The organism is Pseudogulbenkiania sp. NH8B (assembly GCF_000283535.1).
GTDB classification, from domain to species: Bacteria; Pseudomonadota; Gammaproteobacteria; order Burkholderiales; family Chromobacteriaceae; genus Pseudogulbenkiania; species Pseudogulbenkiania ferrooxidans.
Window position 1 is genome coordinate 69,293 of the sequence record NC_016002.1, and the last position, 18,348, is coordinate 87,640.

Annotated in this window: 14 protein-coding genes; 6 read left to right on the forward strand and 8 right to left on the reverse strand. The window is 68.9% G+C overall.

Annotation, left to right across the window (positions count from 1 at the left end; translation table 11 throughout):
• Positions 1-87: 87 nt before the first annotated feature.
• From NH8B_RS00290 to NH8B_RS00305, 4 genes are all read right to left on the reverse strand, one after another.
• Positions 88-2,499, reverse strand: a complete 2,412-nt coding sequence (locus NH8B_RS00290) for an EAL domain-containing protein (RefSeq protein ID WP_014085532.1) — start codon at positions 2,497-2,499, stop codon at positions 88-90.
• Between the two features lie 246 nt (positions 2,500-2,745).
• Complete coding sequence (locus NH8B_RS00295) at positions 2,746-4,074, reverse strand: MFS transporter (protein WP_008954590.1); 1,329 nt, start codon at positions 4,072-4,074, stop codon at positions 2,746-2,748.
• Positions 4,075-4,552: 478 nt separating this feature from the next.
• Complete coding sequence (locus NH8B_RS00300) at positions 4,553-6,409, reverse strand: ABC transporter ATP-binding protein (protein WP_014085533.1); 1,857 nt, start codon at positions 6,407-6,409, stop codon at positions 4,553-4,555.
• Positions 6,410-6,649: 240 nt separating this feature from the next.
• On the reverse strand, positions 6,650-6,841 hold the full coding sequence (locus NH8B_RS00305; protein WP_008954592.1) for a Lar family restriction alleviation protein: 192 nt from the start codon (positions 6,839-6,841) through the stop codon (positions 6,650-6,652).
• 254 nt (positions 6,842-7,095) lie between these two features.
• Here NH8B_RS00305 and NH8B_RS21260 point away from each other — a divergent pair, with 254 nt between their 5' ends.
• Positions 7,096-7,218 carry a hypothetical protein gene (locus tag NH8B_RS21260; protein ID WP_008954593.1) on the forward strand — a complete coding sequence of 41 codons (123 nt, stop codon included), beginning with the start codon at positions 7,096-7,098 and terminating at the stop codon, positions 7,216-7,218.
• Between the two features lie 221 nt (positions 7,219-7,439).
• Here the strand turns inward: NH8B_RS21260 and NH8B_RS00310 are convergent, their stop codons facing one another.
• Positions 7,440-9,056, reverse strand: coding sequence for an NAD(P)/FAD-dependent oxidoreductase (locus NH8B_RS00310; RefSeq protein ID WP_014085534.1), 1,617 nt, complete (start codon positions 9,054-9,056; stop codon positions 7,440-7,442).
• Positions 9,057-9,465: 409 nt separating this feature from the next.
• On the opposite strand from NH8B_RS00310, the gene ggt reads away from it, so the two are divergent.
• Positions 9,466-11,226 (forward strand): gamma-glutamyltransferase, encoded by a 1,761-nt coding sequence (gene ggt / locus NH8B_RS00315; protein ID WP_014085535.1) that lies wholly within the window; start codon positions 9,466-9,468, stop codon positions 11,224-11,226.
• Between the two features lie 233 nt (positions 11,227-11,459).
• Here the strand turns inward: ggt and NH8B_RS00320 are convergent, their stop codons facing one another.
• The gene (locus NH8B_RS00320) at positions 11,460-12,026 is read right to left on the reverse strand and encodes a helix-turn-helix domain-containing protein (RefSeq protein WP_014085536.1); all 567 of its coding nucleotides are present in this window, start codon (positions 12,024-12,026) and stop codon (positions 11,460-11,462) included.
• Between the two features lie 101 nt (positions 12,027-12,127).
• Here NH8B_RS00320 and NH8B_RS00325 point away from each other — a divergent pair, with 101 nt between their 5' ends.
• Positions 12,128-13,024 carry a DMT family transporter gene (locus NH8B_RS00325; protein ID WP_014085537.1) on the forward strand — a complete coding sequence of 299 codons (897 nt, stop codon included), beginning with the start codon at positions 12,128-12,130 and terminating at the stop codon, positions 13,022-13,024.
• Positions 13,025-13,125: 101 nt separating this feature from the next.
• Positions 13,126-13,662 carry a glycine zipper 2TM domain-containing protein gene (locus NH8B_RS00330; RefSeq protein ID WP_008954598.1) on the forward strand — a complete coding sequence of 179 codons (537 nt, stop codon included), beginning with the start codon at positions 13,126-13,128 and terminating at the stop codon, positions 13,660-13,662.
• A 149-nt stretch (positions 13,663-13,811) separates the two neighbouring features.
• On the opposite strand, the gene NH8B_RS00335 is transcribed toward NH8B_RS00330, so the two are convergent.
• Positions 13,812-14,453: a M48 metallopeptidase family protein gene (locus tag NH8B_RS00335; protein WP_014085539.1), complete on the reverse strand. Its 642-nt coding sequence runs from the start codon at positions 14,451-14,453 to the stop codon at positions 13,812-13,814.
• Here NH8B_RS00335 and NH8B_RS00340 point away from each other — a divergent pair.
• A complete protein-coding gene (locus NH8B_RS00340) occupies positions 14,452-15,501 on the forward strand; it encodes a sigma-54-dependent Fis family transcriptional regulator (protein WP_014085540.1) in 1,050 nt (349 codons plus the stop codon). The two genes, NH8B_RS00335 and NH8B_RS00340, sit on opposite strands and share 2 nt — an antisense overlap.
• 108 nt (positions 15,502-15,609) lie before the next feature.
• Here NH8B_RS00340 and NH8B_RS00345 read toward each other — a convergent pair whose 3' ends face one another.
• Positions 15,610-16,740, reverse strand: a complete 1,131-nt coding sequence (locus NH8B_RS00345) for a porin (RefSeq protein ID WP_014085541.1) — start codon at positions 16,738-16,740, stop codon at positions 15,610-15,612.
• A gap of 336 nt (positions 16,741-17,076) precedes the next feature.
• Between NH8B_RS00345 and NH8B_RS00350 the strand changes: the two genes are divergently transcribed.
• On the forward strand, positions 17,077-18,333 hold the full coding sequence (locus tag NH8B_RS00350) for an MFS transporter (RefSeq protein WP_014085542.1): 1,257 nt from the start codon (positions 17,077-17,079) through the stop codon (positions 18,331-18,333).
• Positions 18,334-18,348: the final 15 nt, after the last annotated feature.

Consider the following 18,348-nt stretch of genomic DNA (forward strand, 5'->3'; position numbering starts at 1 on the left):
GATCATGCGCAAGCGTCTGTCGGCGCGGCAGCCCGGGGCCGTTCCGCTGAACGGCGGCTAAGTCCCCTCCACCTCGGCAGGGCTGGGTCAGGATGCGGTCGTGGCGTGGCCCCGCCATGCCGCGGGCGGGCGCCACTGGCTGACCCAGACCGGGAAGTCCGCCGCCGGCATCGGTCGGGCGATGGCGTAGCCCTGGCCGAAGCGCACCCCGAGCGCCAGCAGGTCCTGGCCGATAGCCTCGGTTTCCACGCCCTCGGCGATCACGGTGCGGCCGGAGAGCTGGGAGAAGGTGCTGACGCTCTTGATGATGGCGATGTTTTCCGGCTGCTCGCGCATCGAGCGCACGAAGCGCTGGTCGATCTTGATCACGTCGGGCTGGATGCGCTGCAGGTGCAGCAGCGAGGAGGCGCCGGTGCCGAAGTCGTCGAGCGCCAGCGACACGCCGATGTCCTTGCACGCCTGCAGGCAGTCGATGATGTATTGCAGGCTGTCCTGGCTGACCGATTCCAGTACCTCCAGCTGCAGCGCCTGGTGCGGCAGGGCGGCCTCGGCGAGCAGCGCGCGCAGTTCGCCGAAGAACGCCGGGCGGCGCAGCGAGATGGCGGAGACGTTGACCGAGATCTGCAGCGGCAGGCCGTGGCGGTGCCAGTGCGCGGCCTGGGCGATGGCGTGGCGGATCGCCCAGCTGTCGATCTGCCCCAGCAGTTCGGTGCCTTCCAGCGCCGGCAGGAAGCGGCCGGGGGCGCGCACCTCGCCGTCGACCAGCCAGCGGATCAGCGCCTCGGCGCCGATCACCGCGCCGCTTTGCAGGTCGACCTTGGGCTGGTAGTAGAGCGCCAGCTCGTCGCCGTCGAGCGCGGCGCGGATGGCGTGGCGCGTGGTCTGCTGCTGCTTGAGCTGGCGCTCCAGCTCGTCGTCGAACAGGCAGTACTGGTCGCGCCCGAGCGACTTGGCGCGGTACAGCGCGATGTCGGCCTGGCGCAGTAGGGTATCGGCGCTGACGCCGGCGCTGCCGGTCACCATGCCGATGCTGGTGCTGACGCTGACCTCGCCGTCCGGCAGCGGCACCGGGCGGCGCACGGCGCTGATGATCTGCTCCACCGCGTTGCGCGCGGTGTGCGGGTCGGGCAGCTGTTCCAGCAGCACCACGAACTCGTCGCCGCCCATGCGCGCCACCACGTCGGCGGGGCGGCACAGCGCGCGCAGGCGCTCGGCGATGCGGCACAGCAGGGTGTCGCCGGCGCTGTGGCCGAACAGGTCGTTGATGTCCTTGAAGCCGTCCAGGTCGAGCATCAGCACCGTCAGCCGGTCGGCGGCGTCCGCCTGCAGCGCCTGCTCCAGGCGGTGGAACAGGCGGGTGCGGTTGGGCAGGCCGGTGAGCGGGTCGTGGGTGGCCTGGTGCAGCAGCCGGGCCTCGGCCTGGCGCTGCCGTTCCAGGTCGTCGAGGTGGCCCAGCGCGAGGTCGATCTTGTCGGCGATGGCCTTGGCCAGGCGCTGTTCTTCCGCGCCGAAAAAGCCGGGCGCGGCGGCGTACAGGTTGAGCACGCCGATCACCGCGCCGTCGCGCCACAGCGGCGTCGCCACGCTGCTGCGGAAGCCCTGGCGCAGCGCGTGCTGGCTCCAGGCGTGATAGCTCGGGGCGTTGAGCGAGTCCTCAAGCAGTTGCAGCTGCCCGCTGCGGACCGCGCGGCCGGAGGGGCCCTGGCCTTCCGGCCGCGCCGGGTCGGTGGACACCGTGATGCCGACCAGGTAGCGCGCGGCGTCGGCGCCGGCCCAGGCGAACGGGTCGATGCGCTGCGACGCCGGGTCGATGAAGCCGACCCAGGCCATGTGGATGCCGCCGTGCTCGACCACGGTTTCGCACACCTCGCGCAGCAGGGTCTGCGCCGCCAGTTCGCGCGAGCCGAGGTGGCGCACGTTGCGCGCGGCGATGTGGCTGACCTGGCTCAGGGTGATGTAGAGGCGGTTGAGGCGCGCCAGCCGCTGCGCCTCGTCCTGACTCACCGCTTCCGCCCCGGCGTGGTAGCCGCTCAGTTGCAGCAGCAGGTCGTAGAACACCAGTTTGCGCAGCGCCGCGGTCAGGCCGGCGCGTTCGTCCGCCGTCAGGGCGAGGCCGCCCACGCGCTGCTCCAGGTGGTCGAGATACACCCGGTGCGCACTGCTGAGCCAGGCGGTGGAGAGCCCGTACTCATGCTGTTGCCGTCCCAGCGCCAGCCCGGCGTCGAGCGACTCCCCGGCCCAGGGCCGCGTCAGCAGGGCGGCGAAGTGGCTCACCTTGTGCTCGACCAGCTGGCGCAGCGCGGCGTCGGCCGCGTCGCCGAAGCGCTCGCCGGTCTCCGGCTGGCGCTGCAGGAAGTCGTGCAGCGCGGCGCCCAGGAGGGCGGTGTCGGCCAGCGCCGGGTGCTGCTCGAGGTCGTACCGTGCCAGCTCGGCCGGATCGAGATCGACCCGTTGCGCCAGCAGCGCGGCAAGGTCGGGAAGAGGGGCAGCGGATGACATGCGGTTTCGGCCTTGCCAAAAGGGTGTGTGAGGAGGCGTAGAGGTGTTTTTAACACATTTGACGCGGCGGCATCATGACGTCGCTGAGGATCGGCGCCGCGCTGTGGCGGGCGTGCCGGGTCGGCGGGGAGGGGGCAGGGCGGGAAGTGGGGGCGGGAAAAAGCCGACGGGCCGGCGTCGGCCGGCCCGTCGCGGGCGGCAGGCGGGTCGACGCGACCGGCCTGCCGCCACCGGGGAAGGCCGCGCTTACGCGGCGGCGTCTTCCACCTGGCGCGGCGCCATGAAGTAGAGCCAGGCCAGCGCGATGAAGTAGACCACCGGGATCATGGTGAACAGCACGGCGTAGTTGTTGTGGGTGACGGTCAGCACGTAGCCCACCAGCTGGGTCATGAACATGCCGCCGATGGCGCTGATCATGCCGCCGAAGCCGAACACCGAACTCACCACGTGCTTGGGCGAGGTGTCCATCACCACGCTCCAGATATTGGCGGTCCAGGCCTGGTGCGCGCCCACCGCCAGCGAGATGAACAGCACCGCCATCCACAGGCTGCTGGCGCCGGCGGCGAACACGATGGACGAGATGCACAGCGCGAAGGCCAGCATCGACACCAGGCGCGAGCGTACCGGCGCCATGCCGCGCGAGATCAGGTACGACGACACCGCGCCGCCGAACACGCTGCCGAAGTCCGCCATCAGGTAGATCACCATCAAGGGCAGGCCCATCTGGGTCACGCTGATGCCGAGGTGGTACTGCTGGTTGAGGAACGGCGGCAGCCAGTACAGGTAGAACCAGAACACCGGCGAGGTGATGGCGTAGGCCACGGTGAAGGCCCAGGTGCCGCGCATCTTCAGGATGCGCGAGTAGGGCACCTTGGCCGGCGCCGGCTCGACGCCCTGCTGCACGTAGGCCAGTTCCTGCTGGCTGACGCGCGGATGCTCTTCCGGGTTGTAGTAGTTGCGCAGCCAGAACACGAGCCACACGAAGCCCAGAGCGCCGATGGTGAAGAACGCCGCCTGCCAGCCCCAGACCTGCAGGATGAACGGCAGCATCAGCGGGGTCAGCATGGCGCCGACGTTGGTGCCGGCGTTGAAGATGCCGGTGGCCATGGCGCGTTCGCCGGCCGGGAACCACAGCCGCGTGGTCTTGACGCAGGACGGGTAGTTGGCGGCTTCGGCCAGCCCGAGGAAGAAGCGGCACACCATGAAGCCGGCGGCGCTGGCGGCAAAGCCGTGCGCGGCGGCGGCGATGCTCCACAGCACCACGGCGATGGCGAAGGCGCGCTTGACGCCGACCTTGTCGATGAAGCGGCCCTGCGCGGCGAAGCCGGCGGCGTAGCCGACCTGGAACCAGAAGTTGATGTTGGCGTAGTCCTGCGCGGTCCAGGCCATGGCCTTGGCCAGCACCGGCTGCATCACGCCCAGCGCGGCGCGGTCGATGTAGTTGATGGTGGTGGCGAAGAAGACCAGCGCCAGCATGCCCCAGCGCATCTTGCCGATGGCGAAGGCGCTGCGGATCTTGTCGCCGACGCTGCCGGAGGGGGCGGCCGCCGTCAGGGGGGTGGGGGTAGTCGACATCCTGTTGTTCTCCATTCGTTTATGGCGACGGCGTCTGAATCTCGTCGTCGCTGTTTTATCGCGTTGTTACAAGGTGTTGTTTTTATTGGGCGTGAAGCGGTGCGCTGGCCTGGCGTTCCGGTGCTGCGGTGCGCGCGGCCGAGGGTCTGGTCAGGGACGGCGTGCGGGGCGGTGATGTCGCGGCGCGACCGTCGGGTCTTGCTCCGCCCCCGGGTGGAGGGCGGCGCGTCGTCCTGCGGGTGTGAGGACGGGTGGCGCTCAAAATGTAGCAACAGGGCTAGGGGACGACAATTCCGATTATCGAAAATATGTTCGTTAATCGGTCGTTGCAGAAGGGGACGCCGTTACAGCGGCATTCAGGGGGTGGTTCTGTTGGTTTGTTGCCATGCAGCACGTGTGCCGGTATGGCCGGTGTCCGCTGTGAGGCCCGGCTTCGGCCAACCTTGGCCTCGGACTGGCACGGTGGTGCCGGGCTCGGCTAGCCGGCCGCCACGGTCTCGTCGTCCTCGGCCTCCTCGCCGAGGAAGCCGCCGCTCTGGTGCGCCCACAGCCGCGCGTACAGTCCGCCCTGCGCCAAGAGCGCGGCGTGCGTGCCTTCCTCGACGATCTGGCCGCGGTCGAGCACGACCAGCCGGTCCATCGCGGCGATGGTGGAGAGGCGGTGCGCGATCGCCACCACGGTCTTGCCCTGCATCAGGCGGTACAGGCTGCCCTGGATCGCCGCTTCCACTTCCGAATCGAGCGCGCTGGTGGCTTCGTCCAAGAGCAGGATCGGCGCGTCCTTCAGCATCACGCGGGCGATGGCGATGCGCTGGCGCTGGCCGCCGGAGAGCTTGACGCCGCGCTCGCCGACGTGGGCCTCGTAGCCGTGGCGGCCCTTGGGGTCGGTCAGGGTCTGGATGAACTCATGCGCCTCGGCGCGGCGCGCGGCGGCGACCATCTGCTCGTCGCTGGCGTCGGGGCGGCCGTACAGCAGGTTGTCGCGCACCGAGCGGTGCAGCAGCGAGGTATCCTGCGTCACCATGCCGACCTGGGCGCGCAGGCTGTCCTGCGTCACGGCGGCGATGTCCTGGCCGTCGATCAGGATGCGCCCGCCCTCCACGTCGTAGAAGCGCAAGAGCAGGTTGACGATGGTCGACTTGCCGGCGCCGCTGCGTCCCACCAGGCCGATCTTCTCGCCCGGGCGCACCGTCAGGGTGAGCTGGTCGATCACCTTGCGCTCGCCGCCGTAGCCGAAATCGACCGCCTCGAAGCGGACCTCGCCGCGCGTCACCGCGAGCGGCTTGGCGTCCGGGCGGTCGGTGACGGCGATGCTGCGCGACAGCGTGGCGATGCCGTCCTGCACCGTGCCGATGTGTTCGAACAGGCTCGACATCTCCCACATGATCCAGTGCGAGATGCCGTTGAGGCGCAGCGCCATCGCGGTGGCGGCGGCCACCGCGCCGACCCCGACCTGGCCCTGGCTCCACAGCCACAGCGTGGCGCCGGCGGTGCTGGCGATGAGCACCATGCTGAGGGCGTGGTTGGTGACCTCGAAACCGCTCACCAGCCGCATCTGGCGGTAGGCGGTGAGCATGAACTCCTGCATCGCGCTCCTGGCGAAGCCGGCCTCGCGCTGGCCGTGCGAGAACAGCTTGACGGTGGCGATGTTGGTGTAGGCGTCGGTGATGCGCCCGGTCATCAGGCTGCGCGCGTCGGCCTGGGCGCTGGCGGCACGCCCCAGGCGCGGCACGAAGAAGGCGAGCGTGGCGACGTAGAGCGCCAGCCAGCCGAGGAAGGGCAGCATCAGCACCAGGTCGAAACGGCCCACCACCGCCACCATGGTGACGAAGTAGATCACCACGAACACCAGGATGTCGGTGACGATGACCACCGTTTCGCGCACCGCCAGCGCGGTTTGCATCACCTTGGCCGAGACCCGGCCGGCGAATTCGTCCTGGTAGAAGCTCATGCTCTGGCCGAGCAGGTGGCGGTGGAAGTTCCAGCGCAGCAGCATCGGGAAATTGCCGGCCAGTCCCTGGTACTTGCACAGCGACTGCAACGCGATCAACAACGGGCTCGCCAGCAGGATGCCGGCCAACAGCAGCAGGTTGTGCTGCTGCGTCTGCCACAGCTGCGCCGGCGGCACCTTGCTCAGCCAGTCCACCACCGACCCCAGCATCGAGAACAGCAGCGCCTCGAAGGCGCCGATCAGCGCGGTGAGCGAGGTCATCGCTGCGATCAAGGGCCGCAGGCCGCGGGTGCAGGACCAGACGAAGGGGAAGAAGCCCTGGGGGGGCTGGGCCGGTGGCGTGTCGGGGTAGGGGTGCAGCCGTTTTTCGAACCAGGCGAACATGGGGGAGTGTCCTAAGTCCTGTGTAGTCAGGAACAACTCAGAACCTGTTCAGGATCTGTCGCGAGCGGCCCTCAGCGGGGCGAAGAGCCGCACAGAAACCGGAATGTACTGGAGTACATGAGGATTTCTGAGCGCTGAGCGAATCACTGCGTGCAAATCTTCGATTTGCTCAGTGATAGATTCGCACGCAGTGCGCATGAGCCCCGATCCGGGACGCGCAGCAGGATCATGAACAGGTTATCAGCGCGTGCTGTTCCAGTTATGTATCGCTTCCTTCTTGTTGTCGGCCTGGGCACCGATGGCGTTGCAGTTGCCGTTGCCGGCGTAGCGCGTGCATTGCACCCAGTAGCGGCGCGAGCCGCTCTTGATCAGCTCGGCGCGCGAACCGCACTTGTTGCAGGGTTTGAGGGTTTCGGGGACGGTCTGGTTCATGGCGGTCTCGTGATGTGCGATGGGGCGGCGCGGCCGCCCGATAATGGCCGATGATACCGCAAAGCCGGCCGTGGCACGGCGGGCGCCGGCCCGGCCCAGGGCGGCCGCGCAAGATAATGCCACCCGCCGCGCGCGAACGGCCTATCATCTGCTTATGCGGCGCCACCGTCGGCGCCGCTGCAGGGAGATACCTGCAACCGCCTTACCGTGGTGCCGGGGCAGGACACCATGCCGGCACCGCCAGGAGATATCCAATGGCTAAGGGTCAAGTGCGCAGCAACAAGGAAGTCAAGAAGCCGAAGCAGGCCAAGCAGAAGGTGGTGGAGCCGGGCTCGATCATTCCGCCGGGCCGAGGCCGCGAGCCGGCCAAGAAGTAAGAACCAGTTCATAATCTTACTGCGCGATCCCTGATCGGGGCTCATGCGCTGCGCGAAATCCTCATGTACTCCAGTACATTCCGGTTTCTGTGCGGCTCTTCGCCCCGCTGAGGGCCGCTCGCAACAGATCCTGAACCGGTTCCAAGCGGCCGGTCAAGAAAAAACCCCGTCAGCATGACGGGGTTTTTTGTCGCGGCTCACGGCGCCTGGTGGTGGCGGGCTCAGGCCAGTTTCAGGATGCTGCGCGCCACCGCCTCGGCCACCTTGATGCCGTCGACCCCGGCCGACAGGATGCCGCCGGCGTAGCCGGCGCCTTCGCCGGCGGGGAACAGGCCGCGCACGTTCAGGCTCTGGCAGTCTTCGCCACGGGTGATGCGCAGCGGCGACGAGGTGCGGGTTTCCACGCCGGTCAGCACCGCGTCGTTCATGGCGAAGCCGCGGATCTTCTTGTCGAAGGCCGGGATCGCCTCGCGCATGGCGGCGATGGCGTAGTCGGGCAGCGCGCTGGACAAGTCGCCCAGCTTGACGCCCGGCTGGTAGGACGGCGTGACCGAGCCGAGACGGCTGGACGGCCGGCCGGCGAGGAAGTCGCCCACCAGCTGGCCCGGTGCCTCGTAGGTGCCGCCGCCCAGCACGAAGGCGCGCGATTCCAGCTCGCGCTGCAGCACGATGCCGGCCAGTGGGCCGCTGCCGGGGAAGTCGGCCGGGGTGATGCCGACCACGATGCCGGCGTTGGCGTTGCGCTCGGCGCGCGAGTACTGGCTCATGCCGTTGGTGACGACGCGGTTGGGTTCGGAGGTGGCGGCCACCACCTGACCGCCCGGGCACATGCAGAAGCTGTACACCGAACGGCCGTTGCTGGCGTGATGCACCAGCTTGTAGTCGGCCGCGCCCAGAAGGGGGTGGCCGGCGTACTTGCCGAGGCGCGCCTTGTCGATCAGCGTTTGCGGGTGTTCGATGCGGAAGCCCACCGAGAACGGCTTGGCCTCCATGAACACCTCGCGCGCGTGCAGCATCTCGAAGGTGTCGCGCGCGCTATGGCCGAGCGCGATGACCACGTGGTCGGACAGGATCTGTTCGCCGTTGGCCAGCACCAGGCCGCGCATCTGCTTGCCGTCCGGGCCGTCTTCGATCAGCACGTCGGTCACCTTGTGCTCGAAACGGATCTCGCCGCCCAGCGCCTCGATGTTGGCGCGCATCTTTTCCACCATGCTGACCAGGCGGAAGGTGCCGATGTGCGGCTTGTTGACGTAGATGATTTCCTCGGGCGCGCCGGCCTTGACGAACTCTTCCAGCACCTTGCGGCCGAGGTAGCGCGGGTCTTTGATCTGGCTGTACAGCTTGCCGTCGGAGAAGGTGCCGGCGCCGCCTTCGCCGAACTGCACGTTGGATTCCGGGTTGAGCACGTTCTTACGCCACAGCCCCCAGGTGTCCTTGGTGCGCTCGCGCACTTTCTTGCCGCGTTCCAGGACGATCGGCCGGAAGCCCATCTGCGCCAGGATCAGCCCGGCAAACAGGCCGCACGGGCCGAAGCCCACCACCACCGGTCGGCTGGCCAGGGTGCTGGGCGCCTGGCCGACGAAGTGGTAGCTCATGTCCGGGGTCGGCACGACGTGGATGTCTTTGGCGAATTTCTTCAGCAAGGCGGCCTCGTTGGCGACCTCGACGTCGACGATGTAAATCAGCTGCATCGTCGATTTGCGCGCGTCGTAGCTGCGCTTGAACACGGTGAAGCTGCCCACCTCGGCGTCGGGCACGCCCAGGTAAGCCACGATGGCTTGGCGCAGCGCCGCTTCCGGGTGGTCGAGCGGCAGTTTGATTTCAGACAATCGCAACATGGGTAATCCAGATCCTTGGCTTCGGCGCGCGGCAGAAGCCTTTACCAATCAACAAGGTGGCTATTGTATAGAGAGCCGGGCCCGGCGAGGTAGCTTATTCACCGCGCAGCGGGACGGAGCGTTCGGTTTTCCGTGCGCCATGCCTCGTCAAGTTACGGTTTTCCGAACGTGCGCCGGTTTCATTAAAAATCTTACGTCATAGAATGAAGAGGTTAGCACCGCCGATGGTGATGTCATGGCGGGCATGAATCATGCAGCGTCGGCGGGGTTGAAATACCAGCAGGCCGCAGAGCCTGCCGCTTCACCGGGCACGTCCGCGCCGCCGCTAGCAGCGCTACGACGCGCCCGCCACCCCTGATCAGGGCGCACCGACGCCCTGGCCGATGCTGTGAACAAAGGAGAGTCATTCATGCTGTCTTCCCGTATCCGTCGTCCCTTCGCGCTCGGCGCCATGGCCTTGGGCCTGGCGCTGGCCTTTGCCCCGGTCGCCTCGCAAGCCGAAGCCCCGGTCGCCGCCCCGGTGGTCAAGTACGACTACGACCAGGATATCTTCCACCCCGTCTACGCCAGGCATGGCATGGTCGCCGCCGAGCAGGAGCTGGCCAGCCGCATCGGCCTGGACGTGTTGAAGCGCGGCGGCAACGCCGTCGACGCCGCGGTGGCGGTGGGCTTCGCGCTGGCGGTGGTGCTGCCCAACGCCGGCAACCTCGGCGGCGGCGGCTTCATGGTGCTGCACGACGCCAAGAGCGGCCAGGACGTGGCGCTCGACTTCCGCGAGATCGCCCCGGCCAAGGCCAGCCGCGACATGTACCTGGACGAGAAGGGCAACGTCGCCGAGGGCCGCTCGACCTACACCCACCTCGCCGTCGGCGTGCCGGGCACGGTGGCCGGCATGGAGCACGCGCTCAAGCGTTGGGGCACGATGAAGCTGGCGGACCTGATCGCGCCGTCGATCAAGTTGGCCGAAGGCGGCATCGTGGTGAGCCCGACCATGGCCAAGATGCTGGAAGTGGAGAAGGACAACCTCGGCAAGTGGGACAGCACGCGCGCCATCTTCTTCAAGAACGGCCGCCCGCTGCAGCTGGGCGACAAGCTGGTGCAGAAGGACCTGGCCAAGTCGCTCAGGCTGATCGCCAAGCACGGCAGCAAGGTCTTTTATAGCGGCGAGATCGGCGACAAGATCGTGGCCGAGATGGCGCAGCACGGCGGCCTGATCGGCAAGGACGACCTCAGGAACTACAAGGTGGAAGAGCGCGCGCCGGTGCGCGGCGAGTACCGTGGCTACCAGGTGGTGTCGATGCCGCCGCCGAGCTCGGGCGGCACCCACATCATCCAGATCCTCAACATGCTGGAGCGCTACCCGCTGGCGCAGTACGGCGTGAACAGCGCGCAGACCATCCACCATATGGCGGAGGCCATGAAACTGGCTTATGCCGACCGCGCCGAGTACCTGGGCGACCCGGGCTTCGTCAAGGTGCCGGTGAAGGGGCTGACCTCGAAGAAGTACGCCGACGAGCTGGCGCAGAAGATCGATCCGGTCAAGGTGCTGCCGGCCTCCGCCATCAAGCCGGGCAAGCCGCAGCCGTATGAAAGCGACCAGACCACGCACTACTCGATCGTCGACGCCAAGGGCAACGCGGTGGCGGTGACCTACACGCTGAACCTGAACTTCGGCAGCGGCATCGTCGCCCGTGGCACCGGCATCCTGCTCAACGACGAGATGGACGACTTCTCCGCCAAGCCGGGCGTGCCCAACGCCTACGGCCTGATCGGCGGCGACGCCAACGCCATCCAGCCGGGCAAGCGTCCGCTGTCGTCGATGTCGCCGACGCTGGTGCTGAAGAACGGCAAGCCGTGGCTGGTGACCGGCAGCCCGGGCGGTGCGCGCATCATCACCACCACGCTGCAGACCATCGTCAACGCCATCGACTTCGGTATGAACCCGGCGGAGGCGGCGTCGACGCCGCGCGTGCACCACCAGTGGCTGCCGGACGTGCTGCGCGTCGAGAAGGGCCTGAGCCCGGACACCATGGCGATCCTGCAGAAGCAGGGCTACAAGGTGTCGGTGCAGCCGACCATGGGCCGCACCCAGACCATCCAGCTGCGCGACGACGGCCTGTACGGCTACTCCGACCCGCGCAACCCGGACGGCGCCACGCTCGGCTACTGAGCCCGGGCCTGTTGGCGGCCAGCCGCGTTCCTGCGGGGCGCGGCTTTCCGCCGGCTGACAACGCGCCCTGTTCCGACGCTGCCGGACCCGGCACAGCCGGGCCGCTCCGGCTCAGTGACGGAATCCGCCGCTTTGCCGTTTGCACGACAAACCCCTGCCGCTTCGCAACAGGGGTTTGTCCACCATCGCCAAGCCGCGCTCCCTCGGGGCGCGGCTTTTTGCATGCCCGCGCCTCAGCGCGCCAGCAGCACGTTCTTGGTGAAGCGCACCGGCACGGCGCCGGGGTTGAGGTAGGCGTAGCGCTCGTCGGAGGCGAAGGTCAGCGAGTCGCCGGGGGCGAGGCGCTGGCGCGTGCCGGCGCGTTCCAGCTCCAGCTCGCCGGCGATGACGTACAGCATCTCGTGGCTGCCGGCGGGGTCGGCTTCGGCGTCGTAGCGTTCGCCGGCGGCGAGCTGCCAGAGCCACAGCTCGACGGTGCGGCCGGCACTGCCCAGGCTTTGCAGCAGGCTGGCATGGCTGTCGGGGTGCCGGCCCTGCCACACCGTCACCGGGGCCGCCGGCTGGCGCGGGTTGGCCGCGGGCGGGCGCACCAGTTCGGCGAACGACAGGCCGAGCGCGGCGGCGAGGCGGTCGAGCGTGGCCAGGCTGACGTTGCTGTCGCCGGCCTCGATGTTGACCAGCATGCGGCGGCTGACGCCGGCGGCGGTGGCCAGCTTGTCCTGGCTCCAGCCCAGCGTCTGGCGCGCCTGGCGCAGGTTGGCCGAAACATCGAGCAGCACTTGCGGGGGAGTGTCGGGCATGGTCTGAGCACTATATTGCACATTGAGCGATATGTGCAGTATAGTGCACTGAGCCGTTTCGCCGCAATCGACCCTCGCTTTCCTTCCCGTGGAGTTCCGTCATGACCTCATCCAGCGCCACCTTGCTCTTGCCTTCCGGGGCGCGTCCCTCGCGCCTGCCGGACCTGGTATTGCTGCTGATCACGGTGGTCTGGGGCGGCACCTTCCTCGCGGTGCAGACCGCGCTGCAATGGGCCGGGCCGTTCGGCTTCGTCGCACTGCGCTTCGGCGTGGCCGGGGCGCTGGCCTTGCTGCTGTCGTGGCGCCAGCTGCGCGGCCTGACCCGCGCCGAGCTGCGCGCCGGGGTGCTGATGGGGGCGGTGCTGTGCGGCAGCTACGGCTTGCAGACCATGGGGCTCGGCCTGATCGCCAGCAGCAAGTCGGCCTTCCTCACCGCGCTTTACGTGCCGCTGGTGCCGCTGATCATGCTGCTGCTGTTCCGCCGTCCGCCGCCGCTGGCGGCCTGGCTCGGCATCGCCGTGGCGTTCGGCGGGCTGGTGCTGCTGTCCGACCCGCGCGGCCTGGAGTGGTCGTTCGGCCTCGGCGAGGCGCTGACCCTGGCCGGAGCGGCGATGATCGCGCTGGAAATCTGCCTGCTCGGCCGCTACGCCGGGGGCTGCGAGCCGCGCCGCATGGCCGTGGTGCAACTGCTGACGGTGGCGCTGCTGGCGACGCTGTTGATGTTGGCGACCGGCGAGGCCGCGCCGCAGCCGACGCCGGGGCTGATCGGCTGCGTGCTCGGGCTGGGGCTGGCCACCACGCTGATCCAGGTGGCGATGAACTGGGCGCAGCAGACGGTGCCGGCCACGCGCGCTACGCTGATCTACGCCATGGAGCCGGTGTGGGGCGGGCTGGTGGGCTGGCTCGCCGGCGAGCCGCTCACCGTGCCGGCGCTGTGCGGCGCCGCGCTGATCGTGGCCAGCGTGCTGGTGGCCGAGCTGGGCAAGCGGCGGGCTTAACATCCGTTAACAACTATTTACAAGGCATACATATCGTCTCCTTATACTGGCCGTCACCGCCGCCTCTGAAGGCGGATTGCCGACTCTGGAGAATCCCGATAATGAAAAGAATGCTGATCGCCACGCTGCTCGTTGCCGCCGGCAGCGCCCAAGCGATGACCTTTACCGACTACGCCACGGTGCTGAAGAGCGAGCCGCGTTACCAGACCGTCAAGGACGATAACTGCGAGCAGGTCAACGAACCGGTCGCGGCGCCGGCCCCGAGCGGCGGCCTGGAGGGCATGGTGACGGCGGAGAACGGCGGGGCGCTCTTGGGCGGCCTGGTCGGCGGGGTGCTGGGCCACCAGGTCGGCGGCGGCAAGGGCAAGACCGCGGCCACCATCGTCGGCGCCATCGGCGGCGCCATGGCCGGGCAGCAGATCGCGCGCAACACCCAGGGCGCGCGTCCGACCACGGCGTCGCGCACCGTGTGCCACCCGTCGCAGCGCGAGGAATTGACCGGTTACGAGGTGACCTACGAATACCACGGCCAGCGCAACACCGTGACGCTGCCCAGCGATCCGGGCCGGCGCCTGAAGATGACGGTCAACGCCCAGCCGGCGGCCAGTGCGCCGGCGGCGAACACCACCAACTACTGAGTCGTCAGAACCAGTTCATGCGCTTAGGGCGGCAGCGGCCGGGTACGACCGGCCCCGTGCCGCTCGTCAAAGAATCGTGAGCCGGTTCTGACCAGGGTTGGCCGAAGGCCCGGGTCTTCGGCCAACCTTTTCGCTGTCGCGCCGGGCGCTCAGCCGGGTTGCATCAGGTTCAGCTCACGGGCGGTGAGCCACAGCCGCAGGTCGAATTCCAGCTGGTGGTAGTCCGGCTCCATGTGGCAGCACAACTGGTAGAACGCCTTGTTGTGCTCCTTCTCCTTCAGGTGTGCCAGCTCGTGCACCGCGATCATCTTCAGGAACTGCGGCGGCGCCTCGCGGAACAGCGTGGCGATGCGGATCTCGTTCTTGCTCTTCAATTTGCCGCCCTGCACCCGCGCCACGAAGGTATTGGTGCCGAGGGTGCCGTGCACCGGGTGCTGGCGGTTGTCGTACAGCACCTTGGCCAGCGGCGTGGCGTTCTTCAGGTAGCGCTGGCGCAGCTCGGCCAGGTACTGGTACAGCGCGCGGTCGGTCTGCACCGCGTGGCGCTCCGGGTAGCGCTCGGCCAGCCAGGTGCCCAGGCGCCGGTCGGCGACCAGCGCGCGCACGCGCTCGAGCAGCGCCGGCGGGTAGCCGGCGAGATAGGGGAAATCGGACATGCGCCATTGTAGCGCGGCGCCGCCCATCCCCGACCAAAGATGAATGGTGAGGCGGCGCGCTCCCTTGTACAAAGCAGGAGAGACCGGGCGTCTTTCGCGGAAGACGGCGAGCCCGGCGACAGGGAGAGACTGCATGGCTTATCTGCAACATCACGCGCCAGTCGCGGCGCCGCCCGCGGCGGAGACCGGACGCTCGGCCTTCGGCGGCGGCCGGCCGCGCACGCTGGACGACTTCCTCGCCGGCGACCCCGGGCTCGCGGCGGTGGCGCGCCGCGCGCTGCGCCTGGTCGGCAAGGACATTCCGCTGCTGATCGAAGGCGAGACCGGCACCGGCAAGGAGCTGTTCGCGCGCGCCTTCCACCGCAGCGGGTCGCGCTTCGACCGGCCCTTCGTGGCGGTCAACTGCGCCGCGATCCCGGAAGGGCTGATCGAATCGGAGCTGTTCGGCTACGAGGAGGGCGCCTTCAGCGGCGCGCGCCGGCGCGGCCACGTCGGCAAGCTGCTGCAGGCCAACGGCGGCACGCTGTTTCTCGACGAGATCGGCGACATGCCGCTCGCTCTACAGGCGCGCCTGCTGCGCGTGCTGCAGGAACGCGAGGTGACGCCGCTCGGCTCCAGTCGTGTCCTGCCGGTCGACTTCTCGCTGCTGTGCGCCACCCACCGCGCCCTGCCCGAGGCGGTGGCGGCGGGCCGCTTCCGCGCCGACCTCTACTACCGCATCAACGGCGTGCGCCTGGCGCTGCCGCCCCTGCGCGAGCGCAGCGACCTGGTGCCGCTGGTGGCGCAGCTGCTGGCGGACGAGTGCGGGGGGCGGCCGGTGGCGGTGGCGCCGGCGGTGTGGCAGGCGTTCGCCCGCTACCCCTGGCCCGGCAACCTGCGCCAGCTGCACGGCGTGCTGCGCACCCTGTGCGCGCTGCTGGAACCGGGCGAGACCCTGCTGCCGAGCCACCTGCCGGAGGAGTTGCTGGAGGCCGTGCCGGCGGCCGGGGTCGAGGAGGTCGAGGCGCCGTCCGCCGCGCCGCCCCGTTCCACCGCCCCCCACGGCGAGCGCCTGGCCGAGGTCGAGCTGCAGCTGATGCGCCGCGTGCTGGCCGACTGCAACGGCAACGTCAGCGCCGCGGCGCGCCGCCTCGGGGTCAGCCGCAACACCCTGTACCGCCGCCTCAAGCCGGCGCCGCGCTGACGGCGCGTTTCGTCCCCCCAACACGGCACAAGCCCGACGCTCCGGAGAGGCACGTCGGGCTTGCGGCGTTGGCGACCCGCCCGCCGCGCGGCGGGCGGGTCATCCGCCTCAGAAGAACAGGATGGCGCCGAGCGACACGCTGTCGGTGTCGATGTCGGTGACCTTGTTGCGGCGGCGGTTCAGCTCGCCCACCAGGGTCAGGTTCGGCGTCAGGCTGTAGTAGGCGCCGAGCGTGGTGCCGGCGACGCGGTTGATGTAGCCGCTGCCTTCTTCGCTGGTGGCCTTGGTGCGGCTCTCGCCGTAGCTCACGCCCAGCTTCAGGTCGTCGATCTTGTAGGTGGCCTGCGCCAGGTAGCCGTTGGAGCGGCGGTTGTTGCCGTCGGCGTCGGTGCCGCCGGAGAACAGGATGGTGTCGCCGATGCCCTTGCCGCTGAAGCCCTGCGCCATCAGCCCGACGTTGCCGATGTCGGCCTTGGCACCCAGTTCGAAGCCGGTGGCGTTGTTGTCGCGGATGCGGGTGAACTGCTGGTTGACGAAGCCGAGCCAGGCCTTGCCCGAGGCCGCGTTGCTCTTGAAGCCGTACTCGGCCAGCCCCTGGTAGCCGGGATGGCTGCCGGTGGTGCCGGTGCTGTCCACATCCTTGTTGTCGAACACGCCGAAGCTGGCGTGGAAGCCGTTGTAGTCCGGCGTGGTGTAGGTGATCTGCGGCTGGAACTCGGCGTAGATGTAGCCGGCGCCGATGCCGCCCAGCGTGGTGTTGATGTTGCGCGCCAGCCCGGCGCCGCCGCCGACGCCGATCAGCGTCATGTCGTTGAGGATGGCGTTGGACTGGAACAGGCCGATATCGCGGCCGAACTTGAAGGTGCCGATCTTGTCGTTGCCGAAGCTCAGGTAGTTGGTGCGCGCGTCCACGGTGGACTTGCCGACGCCGGAGGTGGTGCCGGCGAAGGCCGGCGAGTCGGAATCGATGCCCGGCCACATGCCGATCACGCCCTTGATGTCGAGGCCCTTCTGCTTGGTGGCGGCGGTGATGTTGAAGTAGCCCGGCAACAGGCCGTTCTCGATCTGGCTGCTGCGTTCGGCGTTGTCGGCCTTGCTGGTGGTGTAGAAGGCGTTGACCGAGCCGCTGATGTCGAGCGTCCAGCCCTTGTCGTTGTAGATCTCCAGGGCCATGGCCTGGCTGGCGAACAGGGCGGCGACGAGGCTGGCGAGCAGGGTGGTTTGAGTTCTGGTTTTCATGGTTTCTCCATTCCGGTGGCAAACGAGGCGACTGCCGGGCGCCAGCTGCAAGCGCCATTCCCACACCGGGAAAAACCGTCTACGACTTTGGTATGTGATGCGCTATCTCGTTGAAACCAATGGGGTTTGTGACGGTCAGACGGCGCCGGGGGCGTTCCTGGCCCGACCGCGCCGGGCCAGGCGGGGCGCGGCCGCTGTGGCGAAGTGCAACACTGTGTCAGCCTGGTACAGTGCTTTGCGCCGGCCGTTGCGCCAGTCTGCAACGCCGTCCCGGGCTGGCGCTCGCGGCGGGGCAAGGGTAGGCTGTGGCCTCCCCCGTCATTTCCTTGCCCGCCCATGAACCCTGCCTCGCCGGCCGTGCCGGTTTCGCTGCGTCGTTTCCGTCCGTTCTGGCTGTACTGGCTGACCCGCGTCTGCCTCACCAGCGGTTTCCAGATCCTCACCGTCGCCATCGGCTGGCAGGTGTACTCGCTCACCGGCAGCGCGCTCGACCTGGGCCTGGTGGGCTTGCTGCAGTTCCTGCCGCGGGTGCTGTTGGTGCTGGTGGTGGGCTCGGTGGTGGACCGCTTCGACCGCCAGCGCATCGTCACGGTGAGCCTGCTGGTGCAGGCCGCGGTGGCGGCGCTGCTGGGCCTGGGCAGCGCGCACGCCGGCTTCGCGGTGAGCCGCGAGCTGATCTTCGCGCTGTCGGTGCTGATCGGCACCTGCCGCTCCTTCGACATGCCGGCGATGCAGGCGCTGCTGCCCAACGTGGTGCCGCCCGCGCTGCTGCCGCCGGCGGTGGCGGCGGCCGCTTCGGCCAACGAGGCGGCCACCATCCTGGCGCCGGCGCTGGGCGGCTTCCTCTACGCGCTGGGCGCCGAGTTCACCTACGGCCTCGACCTGACGCTCTACCTCGGCGGCGCGCTGCTGCTGTCGCGGCTGGCGGCGCGCCCGTCGGTGCCCTCGCAGCAGCGCATGACGCTCGATTCGCTGCTGGTGGGGGTGCGCTTCATCAAGAGCCGGCCCGACATCCTCGGCGCCATCTCGCTCGACCTGTTCGCGGTGCTGCTGGGCGGGGCCACCGCGCTGCTGCCGATCTACGCGCGCGACATCCTGCACACCGGGCCGTGGGGGCTGGGGCTGCTGCGCTCGGCGCCGGCGGTGGGCGCGCTGATGATGTCGGCCTACCTGATGCGCTTCCCGATCGCACAGCGGGTGGGGCGGGTGATGTTCGCGGCGGTGGCGGTGTTCGGGCTCGCCACCATCGCCTTCGGCCTGTCGACCTCGTTCGGCTTGTCGCTGGCGGCGCTGGCGGTATTGGGGGCGTCGGACATGATCAGCGTGGTGATCCGCACCACCTTCGTGCAGCTGGAGACCCCGGACGAGATGCGCGGCCGGGTCAGCGCGGTCAATTCGCTGTTCATCGGCGCCTCCAACCAGCTGGGCGAGTTCGAGTCCGGCGCCACCGCGGCGCTGTTGGGCACGGTGCCGGCGGTAGTGGCGGGCGGGGTGGGGACGCTGTTGGTGGCGGCGCTGTGGATGCGGCTGTTTCCGACGCTGGCGCAGCGTCACCGCCTAGTCCAGGGGCCCGCCGCCGACGCCGCCGGCTGAGGCCCCGTCTTGCTT

Coding starts and splice junctions, on each gene's coding strand:
- NH8B_RS00310 (WP_014085534.1), bottom strand. CDS start 9,056: ATGTTGCGATTGTCTGAAATCAAACTGCCGCTCGACCACCCGGAAGCG.
- NH8B_RS00335 (WP_014085539.1), bottom strand. CDS start 14,453: ATGCAGTCTCTCCCTGTCGCCGGGCTCGCCGTCTTCCGCGAAAGACGC.
- NH8B_RS00330 (WP_008954598.1), top strand. CDS start 13,126: ATGAAAAGAATGCTGATCGCCACGCTGCTCGTTGCCGCCGGCAGCGCC.
- NH8B_RS00300 (WP_014085533.1), bottom strand. CDS start 6,409: ATGTTCGCCTGGTTCGAAAAACGGCTGCACCCCTACCCCGACACGCCA.
- NH8B_RS00290 (WP_014085532.1), bottom strand. CDS start 2,499: ATGTCATCCGCTGCCCCTCTTCCCGACCTTGCCGCGCTGCTGGCGCAA.
- NH8B_RS00340 (WP_014085540.1), top strand. CDS start 14,452: ATGGCTTATCTGCAACATCACGCGCCAGTCGCGGCGCCGCCCGCGGCG.
- NH8B_RS00350 (WP_014085542.1), top strand. CDS start 17,077: ATGAACCCTGCCTCGCCGGCCGTGCCGGTTTCGCTGCGTCGTTTCCGT.
- NH8B_RS21260 (WP_008954593.1), top strand. CDS start 7,096: ATGGCTAAGGGTCAAGTGCGCAGCAACAAGGAAGTCAAGAAGCCGAAG.
- NH8B_RS00325 (WP_014085537.1), top strand. CDS start 12,128: ATGACCTCATCCAGCGCCACCTTGCTCTTGCCTTCCGGGGCGCGTCCC.
- NH8B_RS00305 (WP_008954592.1), bottom strand. CDS start 6,841: ATGAACCAGACCGTCCCCGAAACCCTCAAACCCTGCAACAAGTGCGGT.
- NH8B_RS00345 (WP_014085541.1), bottom strand. CDS start 16,740: ATGAAAACCAGAACTCAAACCACCCTGCTCGCCAGCCTCGTCGCCGCC.
- ggt (WP_014085535.1), top strand. CDS start 9,466: ATGCTGTCTTCCCGTATCCGTCGTCCCTTCGCGCTCGGCGCCATGGCC.
- NH8B_RS00320 (WP_014085536.1), bottom strand. CDS start 12,026: ATGCCCGACACTCCCCCGCAAGTGCTGCTCGATGTTTCGGCCAACCTG.
- NH8B_RS00295 (WP_008954590.1), bottom strand. CDS start 4,074: ATGTCGACTACCCCCACCCCCCTGACGGCGGCCGCCCCCTCCGGCAGC.